Annotated in this window: 21 protein-coding genes; 8 read left to right on the top strand and 13 right to left on the bottom strand. The window is 73.7% G+C overall.

What is annotated here, in order from left to right:
• Positions 1-31 precede the first annotated feature (31 nt).
• The 6 genes from ABIH81_RS28645 to ABIH81_RS28620 all read right to left on the bottom strand — a co-directional run bounded on the left by ABIH81_RS28645 (position 32) and on the right by ABIH81_RS28620 (position 8326).
• On the bottom strand, positions 32-1282 hold the full coding sequence (locus ABIH81_RS28645) for a glycosyltransferase family 1 protein (RefSeq protein ID WP_349877982.1): 1251 nt from the start codon (positions 1280-1282) through the stop codon (positions 32-34).
• Between the two features lie 111 nt (positions 1283-1393).
• Positions 1394-2149 carry a hypothetical protein gene (locus ABIH81_RS28640; protein WP_349877981.1) on the bottom strand — a complete coding sequence of 252 codons (756 nt, stop codon included), beginning with the start codon at positions 2147-2149 and terminating at the stop codon, positions 1394-1396.
• Positions 2146-3564 carry a glycosyl transferase gene (locus ABIH81_RS28635; RefSeq protein ID WP_349877980.1) on the bottom strand — a complete coding sequence of 473 codons (1419 nt, stop codon included), beginning with the start codon at positions 3562-3564 and terminating at the stop codon, positions 2146-2148. The genes ABIH81_RS28640 and ABIH81_RS28635 overlap by 4 nt, the downstream gene beginning before the upstream one ends.
• Before the next feature lie 34 nt (positions 3565-3598).
• Entirely contained in the window at positions 3599-4684 is a 1086-nt protein-coding gene (gene wecB, locus ABIH81_RS28630; protein ID WP_349877979.1) for a UDP-N-acetylglucosamine 2-epimerase (non-hydrolyzing), read from the bottom strand.
• 127 nt (positions 4685-4811) lie between these two features.
• On the bottom strand, positions 4812-6962 hold the full coding sequence (locus ABIH81_RS28625; protein WP_349877978.1) for a glycosyltransferase family 1 protein: 2151 nt from the start codon (positions 6960-6962) through the stop codon (positions 4812-4814).
• Positions 6959-8326: a glycosyltransferase gene (locus ABIH81_RS28620; protein ID WP_349877977.1), complete on the bottom strand. Its 1368-nt coding sequence runs from the start codon at positions 8324-8326 to the stop codon at positions 6959-6961. The genes ABIH81_RS28625 and ABIH81_RS28620 overlap by 4 nt, the downstream gene beginning before the upstream one ends.
• Positions 8327-8625: 299 nt before the next feature.
• Between ABIH81_RS28620 and ABIH81_RS28615 the strand changes: the two genes are divergently transcribed.
• The gene (locus ABIH81_RS28615) at positions 8626-10551 is read left to right on the top strand and encodes a hypothetical protein (protein WP_349877976.1); all 1926 of its coding nucleotides are present in this window, start codon (positions 8626-8628) and stop codon (positions 10549-10551) included.
• 4 nt (positions 10552-10555) lie between these two features.
• On the opposite strand, the gene ABIH81_RS28610 is transcribed toward ABIH81_RS28615, so the two are convergent.
• The gene (locus tag ABIH81_RS28610) at positions 10556-11746 is read right to left on the bottom strand and encodes a hypothetical protein (RefSeq protein ID WP_349877975.1); all 1191 of its coding nucleotides are present in this window, start codon (positions 11744-11746) and stop codon (positions 10556-10558) included.
• Between the two features lie 281 nt (positions 11747-12027).
• On the opposite strand from ABIH81_RS28610, the gene ABIH81_RS28605 reads away from it, so the two are divergent.
• The 4 genes from ABIH81_RS28605 (at position 12028) to ABIH81_RS28590 (ending at position 18388) form a co-directional block, all read left to right on the top strand.
• A complete protein-coding gene (locus ABIH81_RS28605) occupies positions 12028-13596 on the top strand; it encodes a glycosyltransferase family 4 protein (protein WP_349881233.1) in 1569 nt (522 codons plus the stop codon).
• Positions 13593-15161 (top strand): glycosyltransferase, encoded by a 1569-nt coding sequence (locus tag ABIH81_RS28600; protein ID WP_349877974.1) that lies wholly within the window; start codon positions 13593-13595, stop codon positions 15159-15161. Before ABIH81_RS28605 ends, ABIH81_RS28600 begins: the two co-directional genes overlap by 4 nt.
• 3 nt (positions 15162-15164) lie before the next feature.
• Positions 15165-16448: a nucleotide sugar dehydrogenase gene (locus ABIH81_RS28595; protein ID WP_349877973.1), complete on the top strand. Its 1284-nt coding sequence runs from the start codon at positions 15165-15167 to the stop codon at positions 16446-16448.
• Positions 16449-16639: 191 nt separating this feature from the next.
• On the top strand, positions 16640-18388 hold the full coding sequence (locus ABIH81_RS28590) for a CDP-glycerol glycerophosphotransferase family protein (RefSeq protein WP_349877972.1): 1749 nt from the start codon (positions 16640-16642) through the stop codon (positions 18386-18388).
• A gap of 55 nt (positions 18389-18443) precedes the next feature.
• On the opposite strand, the gene ABIH81_RS28585 is transcribed toward ABIH81_RS28590, so the two are convergent.
• Positions 18444-18986 carry an acyltransferase gene (locus tag ABIH81_RS28585; protein ID WP_013285274.1) on the bottom strand — a complete coding sequence of 181 codons (543 nt, stop codon included), beginning with the start codon at positions 18984-18986 and terminating at the stop codon, positions 18444-18446.
• 65 nt (positions 18987-19051) lie between these two features.
• Positions 19052-19390, bottom strand: a complete 339-nt coding sequence (locus ABIH81_RS28580) for a DUF952 domain-containing protein (protein WP_349877971.1) — start codon at positions 19388-19390, stop codon at positions 19052-19054.
• Positions 19391-19475: 85 nt separating this feature from the next.
• Here ABIH81_RS28580 and ABIH81_RS28575 point away from each other — a divergent pair, with 85 nt between their 5' ends.
• Together ABIH81_RS28575 and ABIH81_RS28570 are read left to right on the top strand one after the other, a co-directional pair.
• The gene (locus ABIH81_RS28575; protein ID WP_349877970.1) at positions 19476-20132 is read left to right on the top strand and encodes a response regulator transcription factor; all 657 of its coding nucleotides are present in this window, start codon (positions 19476-19478) and stop codon (positions 20130-20132) included.
• A 10-nt stretch (positions 20133-20142) separates the two neighbouring features.
• Positions 20143-21585: a HAMP domain-containing sensor histidine kinase gene (locus ABIH81_RS28570; protein ID WP_349877969.1), complete on the top strand. Its 1443-nt coding sequence runs from the start codon at positions 20143-20145 to the stop codon at positions 21583-21585.
• Here the strand turns inward: ABIH81_RS28570 and ABIH81_RS28565 are convergent.
• The 4 genes from ABIH81_RS28565 to ABIH81_RS28550 form a co-directional block, all read right to left on the bottom strand.
• Positions 21524-22465 (bottom strand): TAXI family TRAP transporter solute-binding subunit, encoded by a 942-nt coding sequence (locus ABIH81_RS28565; RefSeq protein WP_349877968.1) that lies wholly within the window; start codon positions 22463-22465, stop codon positions 21524-21526. The two genes, ABIH81_RS28570 and ABIH81_RS28565, sit on opposite strands and share 62 nt — an antisense overlap.
• A 54-nt stretch (positions 22466-22519) precedes the next feature.
• The gene (locus tag ABIH81_RS28560; protein ID WP_349877967.1) at positions 22520-23167 is read right to left on the bottom strand and encodes a hypothetical protein; all 648 of its coding nucleotides are present in this window, start codon (positions 23165-23167) and stop codon (positions 22520-22522) included.
• A 108-nt stretch (positions 23168-23275) separates the two neighbouring features.
• Positions 23276-24079 (bottom strand): peroxide stress protein YaaA, encoded by an 804-nt coding sequence (yaaA, locus tag ABIH81_RS28555; RefSeq protein ID WP_349881232.1) that lies wholly within the window; start codon positions 24077-24079, stop codon positions 23276-23278.
• Between the two features lie 16 nt (positions 24080-24095).
• Positions 24096-25700, bottom strand: coding sequence for a hypothetical protein (locus ABIH81_RS28550; RefSeq protein ID WP_349877966.1), 1605 nt, complete (start codon positions 25698-25700; stop codon positions 24096-24098).
• A gap of 119 nt (positions 25701-25819) precedes the next feature.
• Here ABIH81_RS28550 and ABIH81_RS28545 point away from each other — a divergent pair, with 119 nt between their 5' ends.
• Complete coding sequence (locus ABIH81_RS28545; protein WP_349877965.1) at positions 25820-26860, top strand: phosphatase domain-containing protein; 1041 nt, start codon at positions 25820-25822, stop codon at positions 26858-26860.
• Positions 26861-26917: the final 57 nt, after the last annotated feature.

The raw sequence follows: 26917 nt of genomic DNA, 5'->3' as shown, positions 1-26917 counted from the left end.
TCGGTACCTGTTGTTCCGCCTCGCCGGCGGCTCAGTCGTCGAGCAGCAGCCGGTCGAAGCCGGACTGGGTGACGCTCCAGTCCCAAATCTTCAGCGCGTGTTCCGCCGCGGCCTGGCCGATCTCCCGCCACTGCTCCTCGGTGGCGGTGGCGGCGAATATCCGTTCCGCCGCCTCAGCCGGGCTCTCGGCCACCCAGTCGGCCGGAAAGAGGGTTCGGGCGCCGTGTGGCTTGCCGGCGAAGAACGGCCAGTCACGCACCACCGGCACCGCCCCGCTCGCGGCGCCCTCCACCAGGCCGCAGTGGAAACTCTCGCGCACCGAGGAACTCACGATGACGCCGACTTCCTGCAGTGCGGCCGGGACGTCGTCGGTCTGCCCGTAGCGCCGCACGGCCCCCAGCGGCTCCAACTCCGCCAGGTCCTGGTTGAGCAGCTTGCCGTAGTCCTTGGCGGGCTTGCTGGTCCGGTCGTTGAAGTTGCTGCCGATCAGCGTCAGCCGGTACCGCTCATCCCGCTCGCGCAGCTTCCGCAGCACCTCGATCGTCCACCGCGGGTCCTTGGCCACCGAGCTGAACCCGACCATGCCGAGGTTGAACCGGGCGTCGGCCGGCTTCGACCGTGGGTAGCGCTGCAGGTCCATCGCATTGTCGATGACCCGGAGGCGGGGCCCATCGGTGAGCTGCGGCAGCACGGCGGTGGCGAGGTCGCGCAGGTGGTCGGAGACGAAGACGACGTCGTCGACCCGGGAGAAGTCCACCAGGTGTGGCCAGAAGCTGAACGCCTCGAAGCTGTGCAGCCGGACGATGATCCGGGTGCTGCCCGGGTCGTGCAGGGTGAAGAGCACCGCGGCGGCTTGGCACCAGTCGACGAAGACGGTGTCCGCCCAGTCGAGGTGCGGCCGGAGCCACTCCTCGATCTTGGCGCCATAGGACGAGTCACCGGCCAGCAGGTGTTCCATGACGGTGCTGCCGCTGAGCGCGAGCGGGCGGGTCACCTCATCCTCGTGGAGGTCCAGGAATCGGACCTCGACGTTCGGCATGGCCCGGTAGCGCTCCAGAATCTCCGACAGGAAGTTGTCGTTGATCAACCTCGTCACGAGCAGGCGCAGTGGGCGGTCGGTCGGCGCCGGGGCGGCCGGGGTGCGTCGGCCGCGCGGTTGGGACAGCTTTCGCGCTGCGGTGCTGGCCCGAAAGGTTGCCACGAAGGCTCCCGGGTCCGTGCTCATCGGTGAGGTGAGTCGATCGAAGTGCAGCACCCGGTTGGACGACAGGCTCCAGGCCATGGAGATGGACGCTGCGGCCCGCTTGGTGTCGCGCGGCAGCAGGTCGTCCGCCAACGCGAGCTGGGCCCGGATCGCGTCGTGCAGGCCGCTCGGTTGGTGGCCGAGCGCCAGCTACGCCTTCGCTGCCTTGGTCAGCACGTCCGCGCGGGTGGCGAGGCTGCTGATCCGCTGTACGGCTGCCGACGCGGCCCGGCCGCCGGCGGCCGGGCGACCGGCCTGGACCGCGCTGTCGTGCAGGCGGACGGCGAGCTTGCTGCGGAGCCGGTCCGGGATGCGGGGCGCCGCCACGGCCCGGGTCCAGAGCCAGGCCCCTGCCGGGTTGCTCATCACCCGCCGACCGGTGGCCTTGTTGAGGGCGGTCCGGATGGTCTGCTCCGCGGCGCTGCGGGCCCCGCGCGCACCGATGCCGGCAGCGGCGGAGACACGGCGCTCCAGCCGCTTCCCGACCGGCTCGCTGCGGTTGGCGGCGAGGGCCTTCTGCGCGGGCACGAGCCCGTGGTAGGCGCCGGCACGGGTGTTGCGCTGCGCCATCTGCCAGACCGTGTGCACCGCGCGGGCGTCGAGAGCGACCAGCAGGTCGGCTCGGCGGTATTGCTGCCGCAGCCAGGTGCTGCGTCGAGCGTGCAGCCAGATCTTCCGGTTGGCCGGTGCCCGCCCGAGGGCCTTGCGGAACCGGACGTCCCACTTCTCGGCCGCTACGACGAACGTGCGGACCTCCGCCAGCGTCGGGTTGATCCCCAACTCCGCGCCGTCGAAGAAGCACGCCACCGTGACGGTGGCACCCTTGCTCCGGAAGCGCTCCAGCGCCTCGACCAGGACGGCCGGCTGCATCGGCGCGGCGGTGGCCACGATGAGCACGGCGGTCACGGTTGGACATCTCCGGTCGAAGCGGTCGCGGCCGGGGTGGGAACGCGAACGCCGGCCGGTGTCGGCCGGACGAGTTCGGTGAGGTGTCGCACGGCCGGAGCGAGCACGGCGGGCCGGGCGAACCGGCGAGCGAGCTGGCGTGCCGCGGCCCGATCCTCGTCAGTGGCCTTCAGGGCCATTCGCGCCGCCTCCGAGAACAGGTCCGCCAGCCGGTGTGGGTCCAGACCCACCGCGCCCGTCCAGAGTGGATGTCCGGCCAGGATGTTCGTCGCGTCGTGGTCGACGTCGTGGGCGGAGAGCACCGGCAGCCCGGTGGCCATGAACTCGTACACCTTGCCGGAGGTGACGAAGCGCCCACCGACCAGCATCAGCACCAGCGCGTCCCAGGAGCCGTACGTCGCTGCCAGGTCCGACTTCGGTACCGGGCCGCCGAAGCTGACATTGTCGACGGCAGCCTCTTTGAGCAGGTCCATGTGCCGGTTGGCCTCGCGTATCGGGCCGGCGCCGATGTGGCCGCGCACCTCGAATCGGGAGCGGGCCAGGATCGGATCGTTGCGCCGGGCGATCCGCCACCCGTCGAGCACCGACTCCAGAAAGGCCGGGGTGAAGTTGACCGAGCCGAGGTAGCCGAAGGTCAGCCCCGCGTTCGGATCCGGTGACCGGCCGCTGACATCGGGGAGGCTGTCCTCGTCGTAGCCGTTGCGCACGACGTGCACCCGGTCGGCCAGCTGCGGGTAACGCTCACGGTAGAAGCCGGCGATGGGGTCGTTCACGCACCAGACCGCGAGGGCGTGCTCGAGGACCTTGGACTCCCAACGCCCGGAGACCGAGTCGCGAGTGAAGGCCTCGCCGCCACCGATCACGTCCAGCGACCAGCCGTCGCGGAAGTCGACAGCGTAGGGAACCCGGTACTCCTCCCACAGCTTCCACGTCGCCGCGAGGTTCACGTACGGGGCGCAGGAGGAGATGAGCAGGTCCGCGGTGTGCTTGCGGTGCTGCTGGACCACCGCCTTCTCCAACTCGTAGCGCCAGCCGCCGAAGTCCCGCTCAGGGAAGATCTTCTGCTCGCGCTTGCGGAGCCGGCTGACCCACCCCACCGGGTCGATCGACCGTTCTTCGGAGAAGGCGCGGATGTCGGTCTCCAGGTCCTTCCGCATCAGCGGCAGCTCGATCACCTTGACCCGGGGATCGACCTTCTCGGAAAGGGTGTGGTCCAGGCCGTACTCGCGTTCCCAGGCTTCCTGGCAGATGGTGATGACGGTGATGTCCCAGCCCATGGCGACGAACTGGTTCGCCGTCTCGCGCAGTCGGTATGCGCTGCTCTTCGCCGCGGGCGGGAACCCGATCGCCAGGTAGATGGCGTGCGGTCGCTGCCCGCCGCCGGACCGGGGAAGGGGTGCAACTCGATTGCTCATCGCTGGTACCCGATCGTGAGGAGGAGATGCGCCATCATGCCAGGTGGCGCCGCAGCGTCTCGGCGACCCGGTGGGCGGCCCGGCCGTCGCCGTACGGGGTTCCCCGCCGGGCTTGCGGGGCCGGGCGGGTCGCGGTGGTCGCCCACTGCGCACCCAGTTCGCGCGGGTCGGGGACCAGCGCGTTCCAGCCGCCTTCGAGGGTCTCCACCCACTCCGTCTCGGTGCGCAGCGTCGTGCAGGGGCGGCCCAGCAGGTAGGCCTCCTTCTGCAGACCGCCCGAGTCGGTGACCACCCCGACGGAGCCGAGCACCGCGGCGACCATGGCGCCGTACGGCAGTGGCCGGCCGGCGTGCAGGGAGCCCCGGGAGAGCTTCAGGCCGTACTCCTCGGCGCGGGCCACCAGCCGCGGGTGGGCGAGCAGCGCCACCGGCACCGGAAGGTCGGCCAGCGCGTCGAGCAGTGCGGCGAGCCGCTGCGGGTCGTTGGTGTTCTCGGCGCGGTGCAGGGTGGCCAGCAGGTACGGCTGCTCCGGGTCGATCCCCTCGGGCAACGGCGGCCGGGGCTGGCTCGCGCGCGTGATGTCGTCCCGGACCCGCAGGCAGACGTCCACCATCACGTCGCCGACCAGGACGGCACGGGACGCCAGGCCCTCCGACGCCAGGTGCCGCATCGCCTCCTCGGTGGGGGCGAGCAGCAGGTCCGCGGCGTGGTCGGTGAGTACCCGGTTGTGTTCCTCGGGCATCCGGCGGTTGAACGAGCGCAGTCCGGCCTCGAGGTGGGCGACCGGTAGGTGCTGCTTGACCGCCGACAGGGTGCCGGCCAGGGTCGAGTTGGTATCGCCGTAGACCAGGACCCAGTCCGGCCGCTCGGCGGCCAGCACCGGGTCGAGCGCGGCCAGCGTCCGGCCCGTCTGCACGCCGTGGCTGCCGGAGCCGATGCCCAGGTGCACGTCCGGGTCGGGGATGCCGAGGCCGGAGAAGAACACGTCGGACAGATCCGCGTCGTAGTGCTGGCCGGTGTGCACGATCACGTGCTCACAGCCCTCCGCCGCGAACGCCGCGGCGATCGGTGCCAGCTTCACCAACTGCGGACGGGCGCCGACGATGCTGACGACCTTCACTACCTGACTCCTCGAGGGTCTGCGACGGTAACGACGAACGGAGGGTGCCACCCGAGGCGCGGGTTGGCGGCGTTCAAACGGCTCCCCGCCGGGGGAGACGGCCGGATCATTCTTGCTGGCCCGCCGGTCAGTCGGCCGTGGCCGGCGGCTCCAGCAGCAGCCGGTCGAAGTCCTTCTGCGTGACCGACCAGTCCCAGGTGCTCAGCACGTGCGCCGAGGCCGCCCGGCCCGCCTCGCGCCAGACCTCCTCGGACGCGGTGAGGGCCAGGATCCGCTCGGCCGCCTCCTGCGGCGTACCGACCACCCAGTCGCTGGGGAAGAGGGTCCGGGCGCTGTGCCGGCGGCCGGCGAAGAACGGCCAGTCGCGTACCACCGGCACGGCGCCGCTGGCCGCGCCCTCGACGAGCGCGCAGTGGAAGCTCTCCCGCAGCGAGGTGCTGAGGATGACCCCGACGTCGGTGAGCGCGCCGGGGACGTCGTCGGTGCGGCCGGTCCGCACGACGGCGCCGGACGACTCCAGCTCGGCCAGTTCGGCGTCGAGTTCCCGGACGTACGCCTTGATCGCCGGGCTGAGCTCCGGGTCGAGGGCGTCGCCGATCAGCTTGAGGCGGTACCGCTCGTCCCGTCGGCGCAGCTCCCGTAGCACCGCCAGGGCCCAGCGCGGGTCCTTGGCCAGCGAACTCAAACCGACCAGCCCGAGAGTGAACCGGCTGTCGGCAGAGACCTTGGGCGTCACGTACCGGTGCAGCTCCATCGCATTGTTGATCATGTGGGTCCGGGGGCCCTGCGGGGCGCCCAGCCGCGGCACCGCGGCCAGCGCCAGGTCGCGGAGATGCTCGGAGACGAAGACCACGTCGTCCACCCGGGACCAGTCGGTCAGGTGCGGCCACCAGCTGAACGCCTCGAAGCTGTGCAGGCGGACGATCACCCGGGTGGTGCCCGGGTCGATCATCGTCAGCATCGCGGCCCCCAGGTTGCACCAGTCCACGAAGACGGTGTCCGCCCACTCGAGGTGGGGCCCCCACGCCTCCTGGACCTCCCCGGCCCGCTTGGACGTGCCGGCGAGCATGTGCAGCGTCACGTTCGTGCGGCCGTTGCTGAGCACCGGGAGGATCGACTCCTCCATCAGGTTGAGCCGGCGGACCTCCACCCCGGGCATCGCCTCGTAGCGTTCGAGGATCGGCCCGAGGAAGTTGTCGTTCAGCCCGGTGAAGAAGAGCATCCGGTGCGGCCGGCCGGCCGGCGGGAACGCCGCCGGGCTCTGCCGGCCGCGCGGAGTCGCCATCGCTCGGCCGGCCTCGCTGTTGTGCAGCGGGGCGAGGAACTTCGCCGGGTCCTCGGCCAGTGGAGAGCTGGTGCCGTCGAACTGCACGATCCGGTGGAACATCAGGTTGAAGGCGCGCAGCACGTGCGGCGTGGCCTTGCCCGGGTTCCGCTTCTTGAGGAAGCCGTCCGCGAGCTTGAGCTGGCCCCGCACCACGGTCATCAGGTGCTCGGGCACCTTGCCCTGGCTCAGCTCCGCGTCGACGATCGGGCCGAGGAGTTGCCCCCTGGTCGTCGGGCTCTTCAGACGGCCCTGGGCCGCCAATGCCAGCCGCTTCGCGCTGGCGTCGTGCCCGGACTTGAGCATGGTGCCGGTGACTCGCCGGGCGATCTTGCCCCGGTGCCGTTCCGGCAGACCGGGCGCCGTGACGGCGCCCTGCCAGAACCAGCGCACCGGGCCCAGCTTCATGGCCCTCTTCCCGGTGCTCATCTCGAACACCCGCTTCGCCAGGTCGACGGTCTGGCTGCGGGTGGCGCTTGCCAGCACGGCCGGGGCGGGGCCGGCGGTGCTGAGCCGGGCACGGCGGTAACGCGCCGGGTCGGCGGACCGCTTTTCCACGGCCCGCAGCGCCGGGGCGATGCCGTAGACGGCGTCAGCCCGTCGGTAGCGGCCGGCGAGCTGCCAGACGGTGTGCAGCGCTTGCGCGTCCAGGGCGACCAGGACGTCGGCCCGCTTGGCGTGCCGGCGGACCCACGGGTCGCGCTGCGCGCGCAGCCATGCGCGCCGGGGCGGGTTCGCCCGCTTGACCATCCGGCCGAATCGCGGACCCAGCTCCGCCGAGGTGGGCAGCAGGTGCACCTCGGCCAATTCGGTGGCCGCCGGGATCTTCTCCACCGGGTCGAAGGTCGTGGCCACCCGAACGGTGACGCCCTTGGCGCGGAACTGCTCGAGCGCGTCGGTCAGGACCGCCACCCGTCCGGGGACGGCGCCCATAACCATCAGGATCTCGATCATGACCTACCTTCTCGGGCCAGGACGCGTGCGCCGGCGGGGGAGGATTGCGGGGCGGTCGGTCCGCCGGTGCCCAGCACCAGCTCGGTGACCTCACGAACGGCGGGGATGAGCTGCTCCTCGCGGGCGTACTGCCGCGCCGCGGCGCGGGCCTTCTCCCGCTCCGCCTCGTCGGCGGCACGGGCCATCGCGGCCGCCCGCCGGAAGGCGCTCGCCAACTCGGCCGGGTCCAGCCCGACCGCGCCGGTCCAGAGCGGGTACGTGGAGAGCATAGTGGAGGCGTCGTGGTCGGCCTCGTGGGCGGAGACCACCGGCAGGCCGGTCGCCATGTACTCGTAGACCTTCCCGGAGGTCATGTAGCGGCCGCCGGTCACCATCAGCACCACCGCGTCCCAGCGGGAGTAGAGGTCGACCACCTCGGCCTTGGGCACCGAGCCGCCGACCAGCACGCCGTCGACGGCGGCGGCCCTGAGCAGTTCGGCGTGCGCGTTGTCACCGCGCGCCCACGCGGTGCCGATGTGGCCGCGCACCTCGAAGCGGGCGTCGGCCAGCGCCGGGTCCTGGGCGCGTGCGGTCCGCCAGCCCTGAAGGACGGCGTCCAGCAGCGGCACAGGCAGGGTCAGCGCGCCGAGATAGCCGAAGGTCAGCGGCCGGTCCGGTGGGGCGGGACGCACCTGGGCCGGGATGCTGGCCGCGTCGTAGCCGTTGCGCACGACTCGCATCTTGTGCGCCAGTTCGGGGTAGCGCTCCCGGTACCAGCGGGAGATCGGCTCGTTCACGTTCCAGATGGCCACGGCGGCGGTGAGCAGCTTGGTCTCCCACTGCCCGGAGACCGACTCCCGGGAGAACGCCTCACCGTTGTTGATCACGTCGACGGACCAGCCGTCGCGGAAGTCCACCACGTACGGCACCCGGTGGGTCTCCCACAGCTTCCAGGTCGCCGCCAGGTTGACGTAGGGGGCGCAGGTGGTCACCAGCAGGTCGACGTGCCGCTGCCGGTGGATCTGGAGCAGGGCCTTCTCCAGCGCGGGACGCCATCCGCCGAAGACCGGCTCGGGGAAGACCTTGAGATCCTGCTTGCGCAGTTCGGCAAGGTATTCCTTGTGAGCCAGGGCACGCTGCTCGGTGAACGAGCGGATGTCGGTCTCCAGGTCGTCCCGGAACAGCGGCAGCTTCACCACCCGGACACTGGGGTCCACCCCCTGGGAGAGGCTGAGGTCGACGCCGTGCTCCCGCTCCCAGGCCTCGTCGGCGATGGTGACCGCGGTCACGTCCCAACCCGCGGCGGCGAACTGGTTCGCCGTCTCCCGCATCCGGTAGGCGCAGCTCTTGGCCGCCGGCGGGAAGCCGATCGCGAGGTAGACCATGTGCGGTCGGGACCCGGCCCGTCGGGGCCGGGGGAGCTTCAACGAGCCCCAGAGAGATCGCCCGTTGTTCATCGATTCCGATCCTGGGAAGGTGGGGAGAGCGGGACGGCCCTCGGACAGCGTGCGGACCCTACAATAACGTCGTCGCGCGCCACCGACGTGCCGCCGCCCGGCGGGCCCGGGCATCGCCGTGCCCCGGGTCACGGTGTCCCAGCTCACGGCCGCTCGGCGCGACACCCGGTGATCCCCGATCGACCGGTCCTCTTCCGCGGGCCACGGCTTCCGTAGACTCCTACGCCATGACCGCGCCCGCGCCCGACACCCGCGACCGTGAGCCCGTTCCCGCCGGGGACGCCGAGGCGACCGACGGCACCACGCCCGACCCCTCGGCCGCCGCCGCCCCGGCACGCGGGACGGGACCGGAGGACCCGGACGGCCGGCCGGCGGCCGGGGAGGTGGCGGAGCCGGGTCCGGAGCCGGCCGTCGAGGGCGGTCGCGCCCGCCGGTGGCGCCGCGCCGACGCGCTGGTCGCGCTGATCTACCTGGCCGGCGCGTTCTGGGTCACCGCCCGGGGCTGGCGGGACTTCGACGGGCGACTGCTCGGCAGCCGCCCCAACGACCAGGGCTTCAACGAGTGGATGCTGGCGTACGCGGCGCACGCGGTCACCCACCTGGAGAACCCGTTCTTCACCACGCTGCAGAACGCCCCGGCCGGGGTGAACCTGATGACCAACGTCGGGATGCAGCTTCCCGGCCTGGTGCTCACCCCGGTCACCCTGATCTTCGGCGCGTCCTTCTCCTACCTGCTGTTCATCACGCTGAACCTGGTCGGCACCGGCTACGCCTGGTACCACGTGTTCTCCCGGCACGTGGTCGACTCCCGGGCGGCGGCCTTCGTCGGCGGCCTGTTCTGTGCCTTCGCTCCCGCGCTGATCTCGCACAGCAACGGCCATCCGCACATCACCGCGCAGTGGCTGGTGCCGTTCATCGTGTGGCGGGTGGTCGCGCTGTCCCGGGGCGGGCGCGTGGTGCGCGACGGCCTGGTGCTGGGCGCTCTGGTGGTGGCCCAGTTCTTCGTCAGCCTGGAGATCCTCTTCCTGACGGCGCTCGGCTGCCTGATGCTCGCCCTGGCCTATCTCGTCTTCCGGCCCCGCGACGCGGTGCGCCGGCTGCGGCCCCTGCTGTCCGGCCTGGCGATCACCGCCGTGCTCGTGTCGGCCGCGGCGGCGTACCCGCTCTGGATGCAGTTCGCCGGGCCGCAGCACCGGGTCGGTCATCCGGGCGCCCCGGACGTCTACGCCCTCAAGCTCGGCTCGTTCGTCGAGTTCGCCACCAAGTCGGTCGCCGGCGGCCCGACCAGCGCGGTCGGATGGGCGCCGAACACCACCGAACAGGCCAGCTTCTACGGCTGGTCCCTGGTGGTGCTCGCGGCCGCAGCGCTCTGGTGGCTGCGCCGGGAGACCACGGTCCGGGTGCTCGGGGCGGTCGGCCTGGTGTCGGCGCTGTTCTCCATCGGCACCACCTGGACCGTCGGCACCCGTCGCACCGACATCCCGGCGCCGTTCGCGCTGGTGCAGAGCCTGCCGGTGTTCGACTCCGTGGTGGTGTCCCGGTTCGCGCTGATCACCACCGTGGCGCTCGGTGTGCTGCTCGCCGTCGCCGGTGATCGGCTCGCCGCCCGCCGGACGGAACCCGCCGGCCGGCTGGCCGCCCGCCTCGGGGCCGTGGCCGTGGCCGCCGCGCTGCTGCCGATCCTGCCGATGCCGCTGGACGCGAGGGGCCGCACCCCGGTGCCGGACTTCGTCACCGCGGGCGCCTGGCGGGACCACGTGGCCCCCGGCCGCACGCTGGTGCCGGTGCCGGTGAACGGCATGACGTCGCTGTACTGGAGTTCCGCCGCGGTGGCCGGCTTCGCCGTCCCCGAGGGCTACTTCCTCGCGCCGGTCTCCGCCACCGACAACACCGGCCGCTGGGGCGTCGACCCGCAGCCCACGGCGAAGCTGCTCACCGCCGTCTCGCTCGGGGAGCGGGACACCACCGTCGGCGAGGCCGACGTCGACCAGGCGCGGGCCGACGTCCGCCACTGGAAGGCCGACGCGGTGGTGCTGCCCGACCGCGGCGCCCGCCGCCACGACGACCTGAAGACCGTGCTGGACGCGCTGTACGGCCCGGGGGAGCGGGTCGAGGACGTCTGGGTGTGGGACGTCCGGCCGTTCACCCGCTGACCGGTTACGGCGACTTCGTCCAGACCAGCAGCAGGTAGCCGCCGAAGTAGGCGGAGAAGGCGACCAGCGTCACCAGCACCGTGACGGCCCGGGCCCATCCGGCCCGGGCCAGGCCCACGGCGGCGGGCAGCAGCAGCGGGAACGCCGGCAGCAGGAACCGGGCCTTGGAGTGGTAGTAGCCGGCTGCGCCGAGCGTGGTGACCAGCAGCAGGCCGCTGTAGAGCAACAGTTGCCACGGCTGCCGGTCGATCACGCTCAACACGAAGAACATGATCGACAGCAGCGCCACGACGGTGACCACCAACAGCGGCAACGCCGCCACCTGGACCAGGGCCTGCTGTCCCCGGCCGACCGTGTAGACCCCGAAGTCGAAGGTGGTGCCCCAGCCCGCGGACTGGATGTGGAACCAGCCGTCCAGCCGCCCGGTCCGGTTGCCCACCCAGGCCAGGTAGCCCAGCCAACCGGCCGGGGCGAGCAGCAGCGCCGCCCAGGGCCGCCAACCGTCCCGCCGGCGGACGACCGCCAGCAGCGCGGCCAGCCCCACCACCGGGATCAGGGACGAGGCGGTGGGCCGGGTCAGCCCGGCGAACAGGCACACCACCCCCGCGGTGACCCAGTGCCGGCGCAGCAGCGCGTACAGCGTCCAGGCGGCCAGGGCGGTGAACAGGCTCTCGCTGTAGCCCATCGACTCCACCACGGCGTGCGGCACCACGGCCCACAGCGCGGCGAGCAGGACGCCGGTGCGCCGGTCGTGCAGGTGCCTGCCGATCGCGAACAGGCCCCAGGCGGCGGCCAGCGCGGCTAGCCACGCCACGACCAGGGCCGACTCGCGCGGGCTGAACGGGGAGAGCCGCTCCACGGCCGCGGTCAGGCCCGGGTAGAGCGGGAAGAACGCCATGTTGCTCTGCGTCTTCTCGTACCCGTCGTAGCCGTGCTGGACGATGCCGAGATACCAGTAGCCGTCGGCCCGGGTGAGCCGCTCGACCGGCGACAGGTCCAGGCTGCGCGCCCACAGGTAGACGACGAGCACGCCGACCAGCCGGATCGCCGCGAACACCGCGAGCGCGGGCGCCGCGTCCCGGGCGGCGTCGCGCAGCCGCCGGACGGGGCCGGGCCGGGCGCGGTCGGCTGTGGCCGGCCCGGTCGGCGGGGCTGGTGCGGGCCGGCTGGGTTCCTCGGTGGTCACCACGTCCATTGTGCGGTCCCGTTCGCGCTGAGCTGCGATTGTCCGGAAGGCCCGCGTGGCGCGGCCGGCGACCCGGCGAACGATCCGGAGCGGGCGCCGGTCGTTGAACAGGATGGAGGGTAGCAACAGTCACACCAGGTCGTGGGGCACCGGCGGCGGCGGGCGTCCGGGCCCGATCCGCTGTCGTAGACTCGCTCGGGTCCGCGGGCGCGGTGCTGGCGACGACGAAACGGGCAGGAATGGGATCTGACGGCACGACCGCAGCGGCGGGCACCCGGGGACGGGTCGTGATGCTGGTGGACAACGGGGTCATCGGGGACTCCCGGGTGCAGAAGGCGGCCCGCTCGGCCGGCGACGCCGGCTGGGACGTCGTGCTGCTCGGCCGGGCCCCGGCCGGCAGCCCGCAGAGCTGGCGCCTCGGCGCCGCCGAGGTACGCCTCGTGCCGATGCCCGAGCCGCTGGGCCGCCGCCGGCACGAGTTCCGCCGGGCCTGGCTGCGGCACCCGCTCGCCTACCCGCCCAGCGGCATCGCGGCGCACCGTACCCAGGCGGTGAAGGCCTGGCGCGCGGACCTGGCGGTACGCCGCGCGGCGCTGACCGTCGCGGCCCGGGAGTCCGGCGCGGGCCGGCCGGGCGGGCTGCCCTGGGCGGCGCTGCGCGCCGAGGAGAAGCTGTCCGGCCTGACCCGCAAGTGGGTCGGGTTCCGCAACCGGCAGCTCACCCGGGCCCGCAAGGGCCGCAAGCTGGACGGCCCCTGGGACCGCGCGTACACGCTGTTCTGGCGCAGGCTGCGCGGCGACGGCGCGTGGCGGCGCCTGGAACCGGGCCTGTGGGACTACGAGCTGGCCTACGGCCCGGTGGTCGACGAGCTGGCGCCGGACCTGATCCACGCCAACGACTTCCGGATGCTCGGCGTCGGCGCCCGCGCGAAGGTCCGCGCCGCCGCGAAGGGGCGGCGGATCGCGCTGCTCTGGGACGCCCACGAGTACCTGCCCGGCGTGCAGCCGTGGCGCGACAACGCCCGCTGGCTGCCCGGCAACGTGGCGCACGAGCGGGAGTACGTGCCCTACGCCGACGCCACCATGACCGTCTCCGGCGGCCTGGCCGACCTGCTGCGCACCGAGCACGGGCTGGCCGAGCGGCCCGCGGTCGTGCTCAACGCCCCGGCGGTGGACGAGCTGCCGGCGGACCCGGCCGAGCCGGCGCCGGACATCCGCGCCCGGTGCGGGCTCGGACCGGACACCCCGCTGCTGGTCTACAGCGGGGTGTCCGCCGCCAAGCGCGGTCTCGGGGTGATGGTCGAGGCGCTGCCCCGGCTGCCCGGCGCGCACGTCGCGTTCGTGGTCAACAAGCCCGACTCGGCGTACGTCCGGGGCCTGGTCACCCGGGCCGGCGAGCTGGGCGTGGCGGACCGGGTGCACGTGCTGCCGTACGTGCCGCACCACCAGGTGGTCCGGTTCCTCAGCGGCGCGCAGGTCGGCGTCATCCCGATCCAGCACTGGCCGAACCACGAGATCGCGCTGATCACCAAGTTCTTCGAGTATTCACACGCCCGTCTGCCGCTGGTCGTCTCCGACGTGCGCACCATGGCCGAGACTGTCCGGGAGACCGGCCAGGGCGAGGTGTTCCGCGCCGAGGACGTGGCCGACTTCGTCCGCGCGGTCACCGCGGTGCTGGCCGACCCGCAGCGGTACCGTGCCGCGTACGACCGGCCGGGCCTGCTGGCCGGCTGGACCTGGGAGGCGCAGGCGCGGGTGCTCGACGAGGTCTACGCCCGGCTGCTGCCCGACGCGCCGCCCCGGCCGGCGCCGGCGGCGCACGCCCCGGTGGAGCCGGCACAGGTGGAGGTGGGCGCGTGAACGGGCCGGACGTGACGGTGGTGGTCGCCGTCTACAACACCATGCCGTACCTGACCGCCTGCCTCGACTCGCTCGTCGGGCAGACCATCGGCCTGGACCGGCTGGAGGTCGTCGCGGTCGACGACGGCTCCACCGACGGCAGTGGCGCGGAACTGGACCGCTACGCCGAGCGTTACCCGGACACGGTCCGGGTGCTGCACCAGGCCAACTCCGGCGGCCCGGCGGCGCCGAGCAACCTGGCGCTGGACCACGCCCGCGGCCGGTACGTCTTCTTCATCGGCTCGGACGACCACCTCGGCCCGGAGGCGCTGGAGCGCCTCGTCGACGCCGCCGACCGGTGGGACTCCGACGTGGTGCTGGGCCGGATGGTCGGCACCAACAAGCGCTACGTGCACCAGGCCGTCTACGCCACCACCCAGGAGCGGCTCGACCTGTTCGACAGCGACCTGCCCTGGTCGTTGTCGAACACCAAGCTGTTCCGCCGGGATCTGATCGAGCGGTACGGGCTGCGGTTCCGCACGGACATGCCGATGGGCAGCGACCAGCCGTTCACGCTGGAGGCGTGCTTCCGGGCGAAGAAGGTGTCGGTCCTCGGCGACTACGAGTACTACTACGCGGTCAAGCGGGACAACGCCCAGAACATCACGTACGCCAGCCGGTTCTCCGAGCGGCTGCGCTGCGCGGAGGAGCTGGTCGGGTTCGTCGCCGGGCTGATCGAGCCCGGCCGGCGGCGGGACGCGGTGCTGGTGCGCCACTTCACCTGGGAGGTGGCGAAGCTGCTCCGCGCGGAGTTCCTCGCCCTCGCCCCGGACGTGCAGCGGCACGTCCACGACCGGGTCCGCAAGCTCGCCGAGGCGTACCTGACCGACGGGGTGACCGCCCGGATGGCGTCCGAGGAGCGGCTTCGGGTGGCGGTGGCGCGCGACGGCGACCTGGACGCGCTGCGCACGCTGATCGGCCAGCAGTCGGACCGGTCGCTGCCCGAGGTGGTCGTCGAGGGTGACCGCTGGTACGCCGACCAGGTCGGCTTCCGCGACCCGGCGTTCGGCTACCCGGACGACTGGTACGACGTCACCGAGCGGGCCGCCGCGATACTGGCCAAGCTGACCGCGACCGGGCTGGCCTGGGGACGCGACGCCGCCGGGGCGCGGGCCCTGGTGGTCACCGCGCGCAGCCGCTGGGCCGAGCTGGCCGAGCTGAGCGCGGAGGCGCTGCGGGTCAGCGTGGGCGATTTGACGGGTGTCACGTCGGTCGAGTCCGCCGGCCCCGGTACCGTCGTACGAACGGACTTCGCGGTGGACCGGCTGCTGGCGGTCGTCGCGGGGACGGGCGAGCGTCGTATCGTACGCGCCGAGGTCTCCGCCCTGGGCGGGACGGGCTCGGCGCCGTTGCGCACCGACCGTCCCGTCGCCGCACCCCGGCTGGTGGCCCGGCGCGGTGTCCGCTGGCACCTCGTCACACCCACCACGAACCACAAGGGCCAGGTGATCGTCGCGATCACGCCGGTGACCCCCGGTCGGTTCCTTGCCCGCCTGCGCCGAATCTGGCCCTCTGGAGGAAAGTAGTTCATGAACATCTGCGTCGTCGCGCTCGGCAAGATCGGTCTGCCGCTGGCCGTGCAGTTCGCGTCCAAGGGGCACCGGGTGATCGGCGCCGACGTCTCCGAGCGGGTCGTCCAGCTGGTCAACGACGGTGCCGTGCCCTTCCCGGGCGAGGCCGACCTGGACGTCAAGCTCAAGGAGACGGTGGCCGCCGGCCTGCTGTCGGCCACCACCGACACCGCCGCCGCGGTCGCCGAGTCGGAGGCGGTCGTCGTGGTCGTGCCGCTGTTCGTGGACGCCGACGGCGTGCCGGACTTCGGCTGGATGGACGACGCCACCCGGGCCATCGCCCGTGGGCTGAAGCCGGGCACGCTGGTCAGCTACGAGACCACGCTGCCGGTCGGCACCACCCGTAACCGGTGGGCGTCGATGCTCGCCGAGGGCTCCGGCCTGACCGCCGGCACCGACTTCCACCTGGTGTTCAGCCCCGAGCGGGTGCTCACCGGCCGGGTCTTCGCCGACCTGCGCCGCTACCCGAAGCTGGTCGGCGGCGTCGACGAGGCGTCGGCCGCGCACGGCGTGCGGTTCTACGAGGCGGTGCTCGACTTCGACGAGCGGCCCGACCTGGACCGCCCCAACGGCGTGTGGGACCTCGGCTCGGCCGAGGCGTCCGAGCTGGCCAAGCTCGCCGAGACGACCTACCGGGACGTGAACATCGGCCTGGCGAACCAGTTCGCCCGCTTCGCCGACACCGTCGGCGTGGACGTCACCAAGGTCATCGAGGCGTGCAACACGCAGCCGTACAGCCACATCCACTCGCCGGGCATCGCGGTCGGCGGCCACTGCATCCCGATCTACCCGCGGATGTACCTGTGGAACGACCCGGCCGCCACCGTGGTCCGTTCGGCCCGCGAGGCGAACGCGGCCATGCCGGAGTACGCGGTCGACCTGCTCGCCGCCGCGTACGGCGACCTGACCGGGGTGGGCGTGCTGGTGCTGGGCGCCGCCTACCGGGGTGGCGTCAAGGAGACCGCGTTCTCCGGCGTCTTCCCGACCGTGGAGGCGCTGCGCCGCCGGGGCGCGGTGCCGTACGTCTCGGACCCGATGTACACCAACGAGGAGCTGGTCGCGCACGGCCTGCCCGGGTACGACGGCGAGCCGGTCGGCGCCGCGGTCATCCAGGCCGACCACGCGGAGTACCGCACCCTCGCCCCGGCCGACCTGCCGGGCGTGACGGTGCTCGTCGACGGCCGCCGCGTCACCGACCCGGCGCGCTGGACCGGCGTGCGCCGGGTGGTCATCGGGGGCTGATCCCACCGGCTCCACGGGCCCCGGCCGTCTCGGACGGCCGGGGCCCGTCGCGTGCCGCGGCCGGGATGACGCCGTGCGGAGTTCACCTGCCGGACACCCCGGCAATACTTGTGTGATGTGGCCCGTTTAGGGTCGCAGCCGTCGGAGATCGACTCGGACCGACATCGGCCGGGCAGACAGGGAGCGTGTCGTTGTTCAGCAGAGTACGCAGCCAGCAGGGTCTCGCCGCGGTCGGCGCGACGCTCCTCGGCTACGCGGTCATGGTCCTCGCCGGAGTGCTCGGCCTGGTGGTCCCGTACGCGGTGGCCGCGGTGGTCGCCTTCGCCGGTGAGCTGGCCCTGGCCGGGCGGCACACCGGGACCGCCACGCTGCTCGACAAGGCCGGTCTCGGCGAGACCTTCCGGCGGCTGGTGCGGGACCTGTCGGTGGCCCTGCTGGTGATCGCCGCGGTGCGCCCGGGGGTGGCCGGCACCGTCGCCGTCCTGCTGCTGCCCGCCGCGCTGTGGACGGTGGCCGTGGCCACCAACGCGGTGACCAAGGTGATCGACGGCCGGGTCGACCCCCCGGCGTACACCCGCAACATCGACCTCGGTGCGCTGCGGCGGGTTCCGGTGCCGCCGGCCTGGGCGCGGCGGCTGGCCGGGCTGCGCATGCCGCTGCTGAACGTGCTGCTGGTGCCGGCGGCCGTGGTGGCCGCCGCGCTCGACCGGGTCGCCCCGGTGGTGGTCACCGGCCTGGTCACGCTCGCCGCCGGCCTGGTCACCGCCGCGGTGCTGGCGCTCACCGCGCTGCGCGGCCGGGGCAAGGCGCCGGGTGTGCTGCCCGCCGTGCACGACTGGATGGCCCGGGAACGGCCCGAGGTGGCGCTCTACTTCGCCGGCCCGGCCAAGGACGTCTACCAGGCCAACATGTGGCTCGCGCCGGTGGAGGCGACCGGCCGCCGCGCGGTCGTGCTGCTGCGCGCCGCGGACGCGTTCGAGCAGCTCGCCGACACCCGGCTGCCGGTGATCTGCGTGCCGGCCGGCGTGGACTTCATGAACCTGGACCTGGGCTCGCTGCGCGTGGCGCTGTACGCGGCGAACGTCGGCGCCAACATCCACCTGCTGCGGGAGCCGGGCGTGAAGCACGTCTTCGTCGGCCACGGCGACAGCGACAAGCAGGCGAGCGTGAACCCGTACAGCAAGGTGTACGACGAGGTCTGGGTGGCCGGGCCGGCCGGGCGGGAACGGTACGCCCGGGCCGACGTCGGCGTGCTGGACCGCGACATCGTGGAGGTCGGCCGGCCGCAGCTGGCCGGGGTGCACACGTTCGGCTCCGGCGCCGCCGACCACCGTTTCACGGTGCTGTACGCGCCGACCTGGGAGGGCTGGCTCGACGACGACCCGTACCACACGTCGCTCGTGCTGATGGGGGAGCGGATCGTGTCCGGCCTGCTGGCCGCCGGGGACGTGCGGGTGATCTACAAGCCGCACCCGCTGACCGGGACGCGCTCGCCCAAGGCCCGCGCCGTGCACGAGCGGATCGTGTCCCGGATCAGGGCCGCCGGCGGCGAGACCGATCCGTCCTCGCTGGACGGCGCCGCGCACCTGGTGGTCACCGGCCGTACGCCGGGACTGTTCGACTGCTTCAACGTCACCGACCTGCTGGTCAGCGACGTGTCCAGCGTGGTCTCCGACTTCGTGCAGAGCGAGCGGCCGTACGTGGTGGCCAACCCGGCCGGCCTGCCCGAGGACGAGTTCCGGCGGCAGTTCCCGACGGCGCGGGCGGCGTACCTGCTCTCGGCGGACTGCGGCGAGCTGACGAAGATCCTCGACGTGACCCGGCCCGGGGACGACCCGATGACCGGGGCGCGGCGGGAGCTGAAGGAGTACCTGCTCGGCCCGGCCGGGTCGAACCCGATGGACCGTTTCCGGGACGAGATCGGCCGGCTCTGCGGGTGAGGCGTACCGGGGCGGGGGCGACGACCGGCGCGGTCGTCGCCCCCGTCCCGTCTGGTCAGCCCTGGTGCGGCGGGTTGTCGACGTCGCGCGAGATGACCTCGCCCTTGGCGTCGACCCAGCCCTTCGGGCGGGCCGGGTTGCCGGCCACCAGCTGGTACGGCTTGACGTCGCGGGTCACCACCGAGCCGGCGGCGATCATCGCGTACTCGCCGACCTCGATGCCGCACACGAGCGTGGCGTTCGCGCCGATCGACGCGCCCCGGCGGACGAGCGTCGGGGTGATCGTCCAGTCCGGATTCTGGGCGCGCGGGCGGAAGTCGTTGGTGAACACCGCGCACGGGCCCACGAACACCTCGTCCTCGATGGTCACGCCCTGGTAGACCGAGACGTTGTTCTGGATCTTCACCAGGTCGCCGACCGTGACGCCCGCGTCGACGTAGACGTTGCGGCCGATCACGCAGCCGGCGCCGACCTGGGCGCTGGACCGGATGTGCGCCAGGTGCCAGACCTTGGTGCCGTCGCCGACCTGGGCGCCGGACTCCACGTCGGCCGTCGGGTGGACGAAGACGGAGGCGGACCGGTCGTTGCTGTCAGTCATCTCAACTCGCATCATGCCAGGGCGCGTCGCGCCGTCGGGCGGGCTCGACGCAGCATAACGAGCGCTCACGCGAGCAGTTCGGCCACCGCGTCGGCGGCGGGCCGGTCGGCCGGCAGCGGGTGCGCGGCGACCACCGCGTCCACCGGCAGCGCGGCGTACAGGTGCGGGAACAGCGCGCCGCCGCGGGACGCCTCCCAGCGCAGCGCGTCGCCGAGCCGGGCCTCGTCCACCGCGAGCAGCGTCAGGCCGGTGACCCCGGCGAAGAAGCGCCGGGCGGTCTCCACGACCTGGTCGGCGGCGGAGAGGTGGACGTAGCCGTCCTGCCGGTCCATCGCGGTGCCGGCGAACCGCCCGTCCGCCCGCGCCTGCGCCCACTCGTCGTCGGAGAGAATCTTGTAGATCACGGCAGCAGCCTAGAGCGGCCTCGCGTCCGCGCGGCGCGTCTGCCACCATTCGCAGGGCAACACGTCGAGCGGAGGGAGGCACGGGGTGCGGATCCTCCTGGTCGAGGACGACCGCCGGGTCGCCGCGGCGTTGTCGTCCGCGCTGACCCGGCGCGGTTACCAGGTGGAACACGCCGCGACTGTGGCCGCCGCGCTCTCCGCCGCCCCCTGCGACCTGGTGCTGCTCGACCTGGGGCTGCCCGACGGCGACGGCACCGACCTGTGCCGCGAGCTGCGGCGGCGCAGCAGCCGGCTCGGCATCATCGCGGTGACCGCGCGCGGCGAGGAACGCGACCGGGTGCTGGGGCTGCGGCTGGGCGCCGACGACTACGTGGTGAAGCCGTTCTCGATGGTGGAGTTGCAGGCGCGGATCGAGGCGGTGCTGCGCCGGGCCGCGCACACCGCGCCGCAGCGCAACCTGATCGAGGCCGGCGCGGTCCGCATCGACGTGGGCGGCCGGACGGTGAGCGTGGCCGGCCGGGACGTCACGCTCACCCGCAAGGAGTTCGACATCCTGCTGTCCCTGGCCCGCCAGCCGGGGGTGGCGGTGCCGCGCGAGCGGATCCTGCTCGACGTGTGGGGCACCACCTGGGCCGACCGGCACACCGTTGAGGTGCACGTCGGCTCGCTGCGCGGCAAGCTCGGCGACCCGACGCTCGTGGAGACCGTGCGCGGGGTCGGCTACCGGCTCCGCGACGCGTGAGGAGGGGCCCGTGCGCCGCCGGCTGGTGATCAGCTACCTGCTGCTGATGGTGCTGGTCCTGCTCGCCCTGGAGACGCCGCTGGCGGCCACGCTCGCGACCCGGGAGACCGACCGGGTACGCGCCGACCGCCTCGCCGACGCCACCCGCTTCGCCTCGCTGGCCGGGCCGGCGTTGCGGGGCGGCAGTCCGGGGCCGCTGGACGGGGAACTGGCCGCCTACGACGCGCTCTACGGCATCGGCGCGGCGGTGGTGGACCGGGACCGCCGTACCGTGGTGGCCTCGTCCGGCTGGGAGCCGGGCGCGGGCACCGGCGCGGCGCTCGACACCGCGCTGTCCGGGCAGCAGTTCAGCGGCCCGGAGTCGGTGTGGCCCTGGGGCAGCGGGCCGGTGGTGACGGCCGTGCCGATCAACGACGGCGGCGAGGTGCTCGGCGCCGTGGTCACGACCAGTCCGGCGGACGGGGTCCGCCGCACCGTCACGGTGTGGTGGCTGCTGCTCGCCGGCATCGGCCTGCTGGCGGTGCTGGCCTGCGTCTCGACCGCGTTCGGGCTGGCCGGCTGGGTGCTGCGCCCGGTGACCGAGCTGGACGCGGTGACCCACGAGATCGCCGAGGGCCGCCGCGCCGCGCGGGTCCGCGCCGGGCTGGGCCCGCCCGAGCTGCGCCGGTTGGCGACCAGCTTCAACGACATGGCCGACGCGGTCTCCGACGTGATGGACCGGCAACGCGCCTTCGTCGCGCACGCCAGCCACCAGCTCCGCAACCCGCTCACCGCGCTGCGGCTGCGGGTGGAGGAACTGGGCCCCAGCCTCACCGACCCGGACTGGCGCGCCGAGCACCGGTTGGCGCTGGAGGAGACCGACCGGCTCGCCACGGTGCTCGACGCGCTGCTCACCCTGGCGCGCGCCGAGCGGGAGGAGAACCAGCGGGTGACGGTGGACGCCACCGCCACCGCCGCGTCCCGGGTGTCGGCCTGGCTGCCGCTGGCCCGGCACCGCGAGGTCACGCTCCGCCTCGACGCGGGGGACGCGCCGGTGTACGCCCGGACCGTGCCGACCGCCATCGACCAGGCACTCGACGCCCTGATCGACAACGCGGTGAAGTTCAGCGGCGCCGGGGGAGAGGTGACGGTGACCGTACGCGCCGCCGACGGCGGGACGGTGCTGACCGTCGGCGACACCGGCCCGGGCATGACGGCGAGTCAGCTCGACCAGGCCACCGAGCGGTTCTGGCGGGCCCCGGACGCGCAGAACGTGGACGGCGTGGGCCTCGGCCTGACCATCGCGGCGGTGCTCGTGGACGCCTCCGACGGCCGGCTCACCATGCGCCAGGGCGAGCCCCGGGGCCTGGTCGCCGAGCTGTGGTTCCCGGCGCCCGCCGGCGTACCGGGCGTCACGGCTTCGCGGCGCGATACCACTGCGCCGCGCCCGGATGCAGCGGCAGCGGGGTGGTGACGATCGCCGACCGGGGACTCATCCGTCCCGCCGCCGGGTGCGCGGCGGCCAGTTCCTCCCGGCGGTCCATCAGCAGCCGGGTCACCTCCCGCACCAGCGCGGCGGGCAGGTCGGCGCGGACGATCAGGTAGTTCGGGTTCGCCACCGTGCTCACCGGATCGGCCCGGTACACCGAGCGCGGCACGTCCCGGGTCACGTAGACCTGCCCGTACGCCCGGCGCAGCGGCTCGGTCCAGTCGCCCAGGTCCACGATCCGCAGCGAGGTCCGCTGGGCCAGGTCGGCGACGCCGCGCACGGGCAGCCCGCCGGAGAAGAAGAACGCGTCGATCCGCCCCTCCCGCAGGGCCGCCACCGAGTCGTCGAGTCCCAGGTGCTCCTGGCGTACCCGGTCGCCGCCGAGCTGGGCCACCGCCAGCAGCCGGGTGGCGGTGATCTCCGTGCCGGAGCCGTCGGCGCCCACCGACACCCGCCGGCCGCGCAGGTCACCGAGCGTGCGGATCGGCCCGCCCGCGCGGGTGACCAGGTGCAGCAGGTCGTCGTAGACCCGGGCCACGGCGAGCACCGACGGATGCTCGGGCTCGCGCGGCGGCAGCACGTCGGCCTGGGTGAAGCCCAGCTCCGCCTCCCCGGCGCCGACCAGCCGGACGTTCTGCGCCGAGGCGGCGGTGACCACCACCTCGGCCCGTACGCCGGGCACCTCCCGGTTGAGCAGCGCGGCCAGCGACTGGCCGAAGGCGTGGTAGACGGCGGTCGGACTGCCGGTGGCGATGCGGATGCGGGTCGGCTCGGACGGCTCGTCCCGGCAGCCGGCCAGCGCGGTGACGAGCAGGAGCACCAGCACGAGCGGGGCGGCGGCGCGCACAGGCCAGTGTCGGCTCACGGGCTGCACTCTGCGCCGTGCACCCGCCGCGGCGCAAGCCCACGCTCGCGCCGGTCAGCTCGCCGGGGCCAGCTCCGCGCTCTCGGTGATCCGCTCCCGGTACTCGCCGTTGGGCACCACCACCAGGAAACAGCCCGAGCCCGGCCGCAGCGCCGCCGGCACGTCCAGCAGCGCCGCGCCGCGTACCAGCACCGCCGCCAGGTCCCGGTCGGCGAGCCGGATGCCGAGGCAGTGCCGGCGTACGTGCCGGCCGCCTGCCAGCAGCGCCGCCCGCCAGGCCGCCGCCGCCAGCCGGGGCCGCCACAGCCGCCGCGGGGCCGAGGCGCCCGGGAACGGCCCGCCGAGCAGCTCCCGGCGGCCCTGCCGCCAGCCCGCGGCCAGCAGATTCGCGTACGCCGCCCGGTGCTGCGGCGGCACGGACAGCCGGTGCAGCTCGTAGCGGCGGCGCAGGCCACCGGTGGTCAGCTCGTGCTCCACCGGCACGTCGAGACGTCCCAGCAGCTGCCGCATCCGCTGCGCCGCGTCCTCGCGGTTGAACTCGGCGATCCCGCCCCGGTGCGGTCCGGAGTCGAGCCGGCGTACGTCGGCGGCCGGGGGCGGCGTGCAGCGCACCATGCAGGCGATCTCGAAGGCGTCGGTCAGGGTCAGCCAGTCCAGCGGCGGCGGTGACGGGCGCGGGCGGTCGAGCAGCGTGGTGAGCATCGGCGCGGCTCCTCGGTCAGAGTCGGGGTACCACTACCGTCGCCTCCGAGCGCCGGGCCGGGAACCGCTGCGCCCGAGCCTTGAGCAAAATTTGCGGAAGGCCGCGTCTCAGAGCTCGGTGACCACCAGGTCGACCTGCCGGGGCCGGCCGGCCGCCCGGGGTGCCTCCTCGACCGTGTACTTCAGCTCTCGCAGCGTCCCCACCAGCGCGTCGGCGGTGCGCGGCCGGGCGTCGGCGAGCAGCAGGTCCCGCACCAGCCGGCCCTTCGTCGCCTTGTTGAAGTGGCTCACCATCGACCGGGCCGGCGTGCCGTCCACGATCCGCTCGTGCAGCACCCGCACCGTCACCGTGCGTTCGGCGAGCGCGCCGCGCGGCGTCCAGGTGGCCGCGTACGCGCCGGAGCGCAGGTCCAGCACCGGGCCGCGCCCGGCGGCGGGTTCCAGCACCGGGCCGAGCGACTCCCGCCAGTACGCCGACAGCGCCCCGATCCCCGGCAGCCGCGCCCCGATCGGGCAGCGGTACGGCGGGATCCGGTCGGCGAGGCGTACCGCGCCCCACAGGCCGGAGCTGATCAGCACCTGGCGGCGGGCCGCCCGCTGCGCGTCGGGGGGCAGCGTGTCCAGGCCGAGCGCCTCGTAGAGCACCCCGGTGTAGAGCCGCCCGGCCGGCGCTGTGGCCGCCTCCCGCAGCCGGGCGTTGCGCCGCAGCTCGCCGCGCTGCCCCTCGGTGAGGCCCAGCGCGATCCGGGCCGCCGTCTCGTCCGGCCCGGCGCACAGGCCGGCGAGCGCGGTCAGGACCGCCTCCCGGGCCGGGTTCAGCTCGGTCAGGGACAGCCGGGACAGGTCCAGCCGGCGGCCGGTGCCGGCCTCGGCCTTCCCCTCCGACGGGGGCAGCAGGATGAGCACCGGCACAGCGTACGGGCCGGGGTCAGCGCCACGGCCGGACGGCACGGTCGGGGTGGTACACGCGACTGCCGCCCACCTCGGCCACCACCGCCGCGTCGGCGCGGTCGCCCAGCAGCCGCCGCAGCGTGCGCTCGGCGGGGGAGCCGACCGCCACCACGTACCCGGGCCGTTCCGCGCGCGCCACCCGCTGCCAGTACGCCGGATAGCGGTTCTGCCCCGGCGTCAGCGCCCCGTCGAGCACACCGCAGGCGACCGTCTCGCCGGTGTTGAAGATGAGCCGGTTGCAGGTCCAGTAGTCCCCGTACACCTCGCGCAGTCCGGCGTCCCGCACCGCGTCGGCCAGGCGGCGGGCGGTCAGCTCCTCGTCCCGTACGCCCGGCACGCCGGCCAGGAACGCCACGGTGCCGGCAATCGTGGCGGCGGTCAGCCCGGCCAGCACCACCGCCGCCGTGGCGCCGCCGAGCCGGGCCGCCCGCCCGGCGGTGCCCCGCAGCGCGTGCGCGGCGGCCAGCCAGAGCGGCCACAGCACGGCCGGCAGCGAGATCTGGAGCACCGACAGGTAGCGGGCGTTGCCGAGCGGATCGGTCGCGGCGAGCGGGCTGCGCACGTACGCCAGAAGCGTCAACGCCGCGCCCGCGACCAGCGCGAGGATCGCCACGGCCCGGACCCGCGCGGCGTGGTCGGCGGCCCGGCGGTACGCGAGCAGCCCGAGCGCGGCGGCGGACACCAGAAGCACCGGGTAGAGCACGCCGAACCACTGCGCCCAGCGCGCGCAGCCGTCCATCGGGCACATGCCGGAGGCCAGCGGCACCCCCTCCAGCAGCCCGCCGCGCAGCCGCTCGGCCAGCGACGGCGCGACCCCCTCCTTGGTGCTGATCTCGCGGAACACCGACAGCGAGTCCTGCCCGGGCGGCGCGACGAGGTTGTCCTTGACCATCGGGGCGATACCGGCCAGGAAGCCCGCCGCCAGCAGCACACCCGGCCAGCCGATCAGATCCCGGGGCACCGCCACGGCCAGCACCACGGCGGCCACCAGCAGGTACGGCGCGATCAGCCAGTCCGACCACAGCGCCAGCCCGGCGAGCAGCCCGAACGCGCCGGTGGCCAGCCAGTGGTGCCGGACCCGCCGGTCGCCGAGGGCCACCGCGATCAGCAGCATCGCCAGCACGGCCGGCTTGACCTCCGGACGGCCGCCGACCACCGTGAGCTGGTCGCGGACCACCCGCTCCGAGCCGAGCGCCAGCAGGCCCACCACGACCACTGCCAGCCAGGGGGAGAACAGGCGGCGGGTCAGCCGGTACGCCAGCCACAGGAAGACCGCGAAGAGCGCGAGCAGCGGCAGCCGCAGCACCGGCCAGCTCGGCCCGGCCCAGCCGACCAGCGGCGCGGCCAGATACGACTCCAGCACGCCCATGTAGCGCTGGCCGTAGAGGAAGATTGGCCGCTCACCACGCTCGGCGATGTGCAGCGCGGCCAGGCCGAACGTTGCCTCGTCGCTGTTCGACGCGGGCACCGTGAGCAGCGTCAGCACCAGCCGGTAGCCGACCCCCGCGACGCCGAGCAGCAACGCCACCAGCGCCGGCGCGTCCGGACGCGGTCGTACCGTGCCCCGCTTCGTCGTCGACACGACCAACGCCCCCGTCGTCGTCCCGACCGCAGTGTGTCACGGCGGCGCCCCGGCGGCGGGGCGGATCGGCGTGGATCACTCGCGTGGCTCTGCCGCTCCGGTTGTGGCACTGTTGCCGTGTGCCGCCCACACCACCGGACCAGTTGGCCGTTCCGCAACTGCACCGCGCCGCGCGCTTCGAGGACGCCGTGCACGGCCTGGTGGAGCGCCGGTTGCGGCGCACCGGGTGGCAGCCCAACATCATCGCGTACGCGGGCTACGGCGCCCCGGGCTGGGCGCGCGTGCTCTGCCGGGTGCTGCTGGGCCGCCCGGACACGCGGCGGCGGGGCCGGCTGGACAAGGTGCGGGGCTGGCGCAGCTTCGCCACGCTGCCCGCCAAGCACGTCAAGGTGACCATCGAGGCCGACGGCGTGCGCCAGGAGGTGACCGCCGACCGCAGCGGCTTCGTCGACACCGTCATCGAGGCCGACTTCACCCCCGGCTGGGGCTGCGTACGCCTCAGCGTCGCCGACGCCGAGCCGGTGGAGGCGCTGGTCCGCGTCCTCGACCCGGCCGTCCGCTTCGGCATCCTCTCCGACATCGACGACACGGTCATGGTGACCGCGCTGCCCCGGCCGCTGCTCGCCGCGTGGAACACGTTCGTGCTGGACGAGCACGCCCGCACCGCCGTGCCGGGCATGGCGGTGCTGTACGAGCGGCTGGCCACCGCCCACCCGGGCGCGCCGGTCTTCTACCTCTCCACCGGCGCCTGGAACGTCGCGCCGACGCTCACCCGGTTCCTGTCCCGGCACCTCTACCCGGCCGGTCCGCTGCTGCTCACCGACTGGGGGCCGACCGCCGACAGGTGGTTCCGCAGCGGCCGGGAACACAAGCGGGCCACGCTGGCCCGGCTGTCCCGGGAGTTCCCCGAGGTGCGGTGGCTGCTGATCGGTGACGACGGGCAGCACGACCCGGAGATCTACCGGGAGTTCGCCGCCGCGCACCCGGACAACGTGGCGGGCGTGGCGATCCGGCGGCTGTCGCCGACCCAGTCGGTGCTCGCCGGCAGTCTCCCCGCCCCCGCCGGATGGTCGTCATCCGGCCCGATCGGCCAGAAGTGGCTGAGCGCCCCCGACGGGGCCGGCCTCTGGAAGCTCCTCCGCGAAGCCGACCTGGTCTGATCCACCCTTCACAGCGTCGATCATGAAGTTGACGGCCTTGTGGATCTCCAGAAGTGC

The sequence above is a fragment of the Micromonospora sp. HUAS YX12 genome, assembly GCF_040215685.1.
GTDB lineage: Bacteria > Actinomycetota > Actinomycetes > Mycobacteriales > Micromonosporaceae > Micromonospora > Micromonospora tulbaghiae.
Note: the sequence above shows the minus strand (reverse complement) of the source record. Positions and strands in the feature narration are given on the sequence as shown.

Excerpts from the sequence above, each read along its gene's own strand:
- ABIH81_RS28645 (WP_349877982.1), bottom strand. The coding sequence starts at position 1,282 with ATGGCCTGGAGCCTGTCGTCCAACCGGGTGCTGCACTTCGATCGACTC.
- ABIH81_RS28635 (WP_349877980.1), bottom strand. The coding sequence starts at position 3,564 with ATGAGCAATCGAGTTGCACCCCTTCCCCGGTCCGGCGGCGGGCAGCGA.
- ABIH81_RS28625 (WP_349877978.1), bottom strand. The coding sequence starts at position 6,962 with ATGATCGAGATCCTGATGGTTATGGGCGCCGTCCCCGGACGGGTGGCG.
- ABIH81_RS28620 (WP_349877977.1), bottom strand. The coding sequence starts at position 8,326 with ATGGTCTACCTCGCGATCGGCTTCCCGCCGGCGGCCAAGAGCTGCGCC.
- ABIH81_RS28615 (WP_349877976.1), top strand. The coding sequence starts at position 8,626 with ATGACCGCGCCCGCGCCCGACACCCGCGACCGTGAGCCCGTTCCCGCC.
- ABIH81_RS28610 (WP_349877975.1), bottom strand. The coding sequence starts at position 11,746 with ATGGACGTGGTGACCACCGAGGAACCCAGCCGGCCCGCACCAGCCCCG.
- ABIH81_RS28605 (WP_349881233.1), top strand. The coding sequence starts at position 12,028 with ATGCTGGTGGACAACGGGGTCATCGGGGACTCCCGGGTGCAGAAGGCG.
- ABIH81_RS28595 (WP_349877973.1), top strand. The coding sequence starts at position 15,165 with ATGAACATCTGCGTCGTCGCGCTCGGCAAGATCGGTCTGCCGCTGGCC.
- ABIH81_RS28585 (WP_013285274.1), bottom strand. The coding sequence starts at position 18,986 with ATGACTGACAGCAACGACCGGTCCGCCTCCGTCTTCGTCCACCCGACG.
- ABIH81_RS28560 (WP_349877967.1), bottom strand. The coding sequence starts at position 23,167 with ATGCTCACCACGCTGCTCGACCGCCCGCGCCCGTCACCGCCGCCGCTG.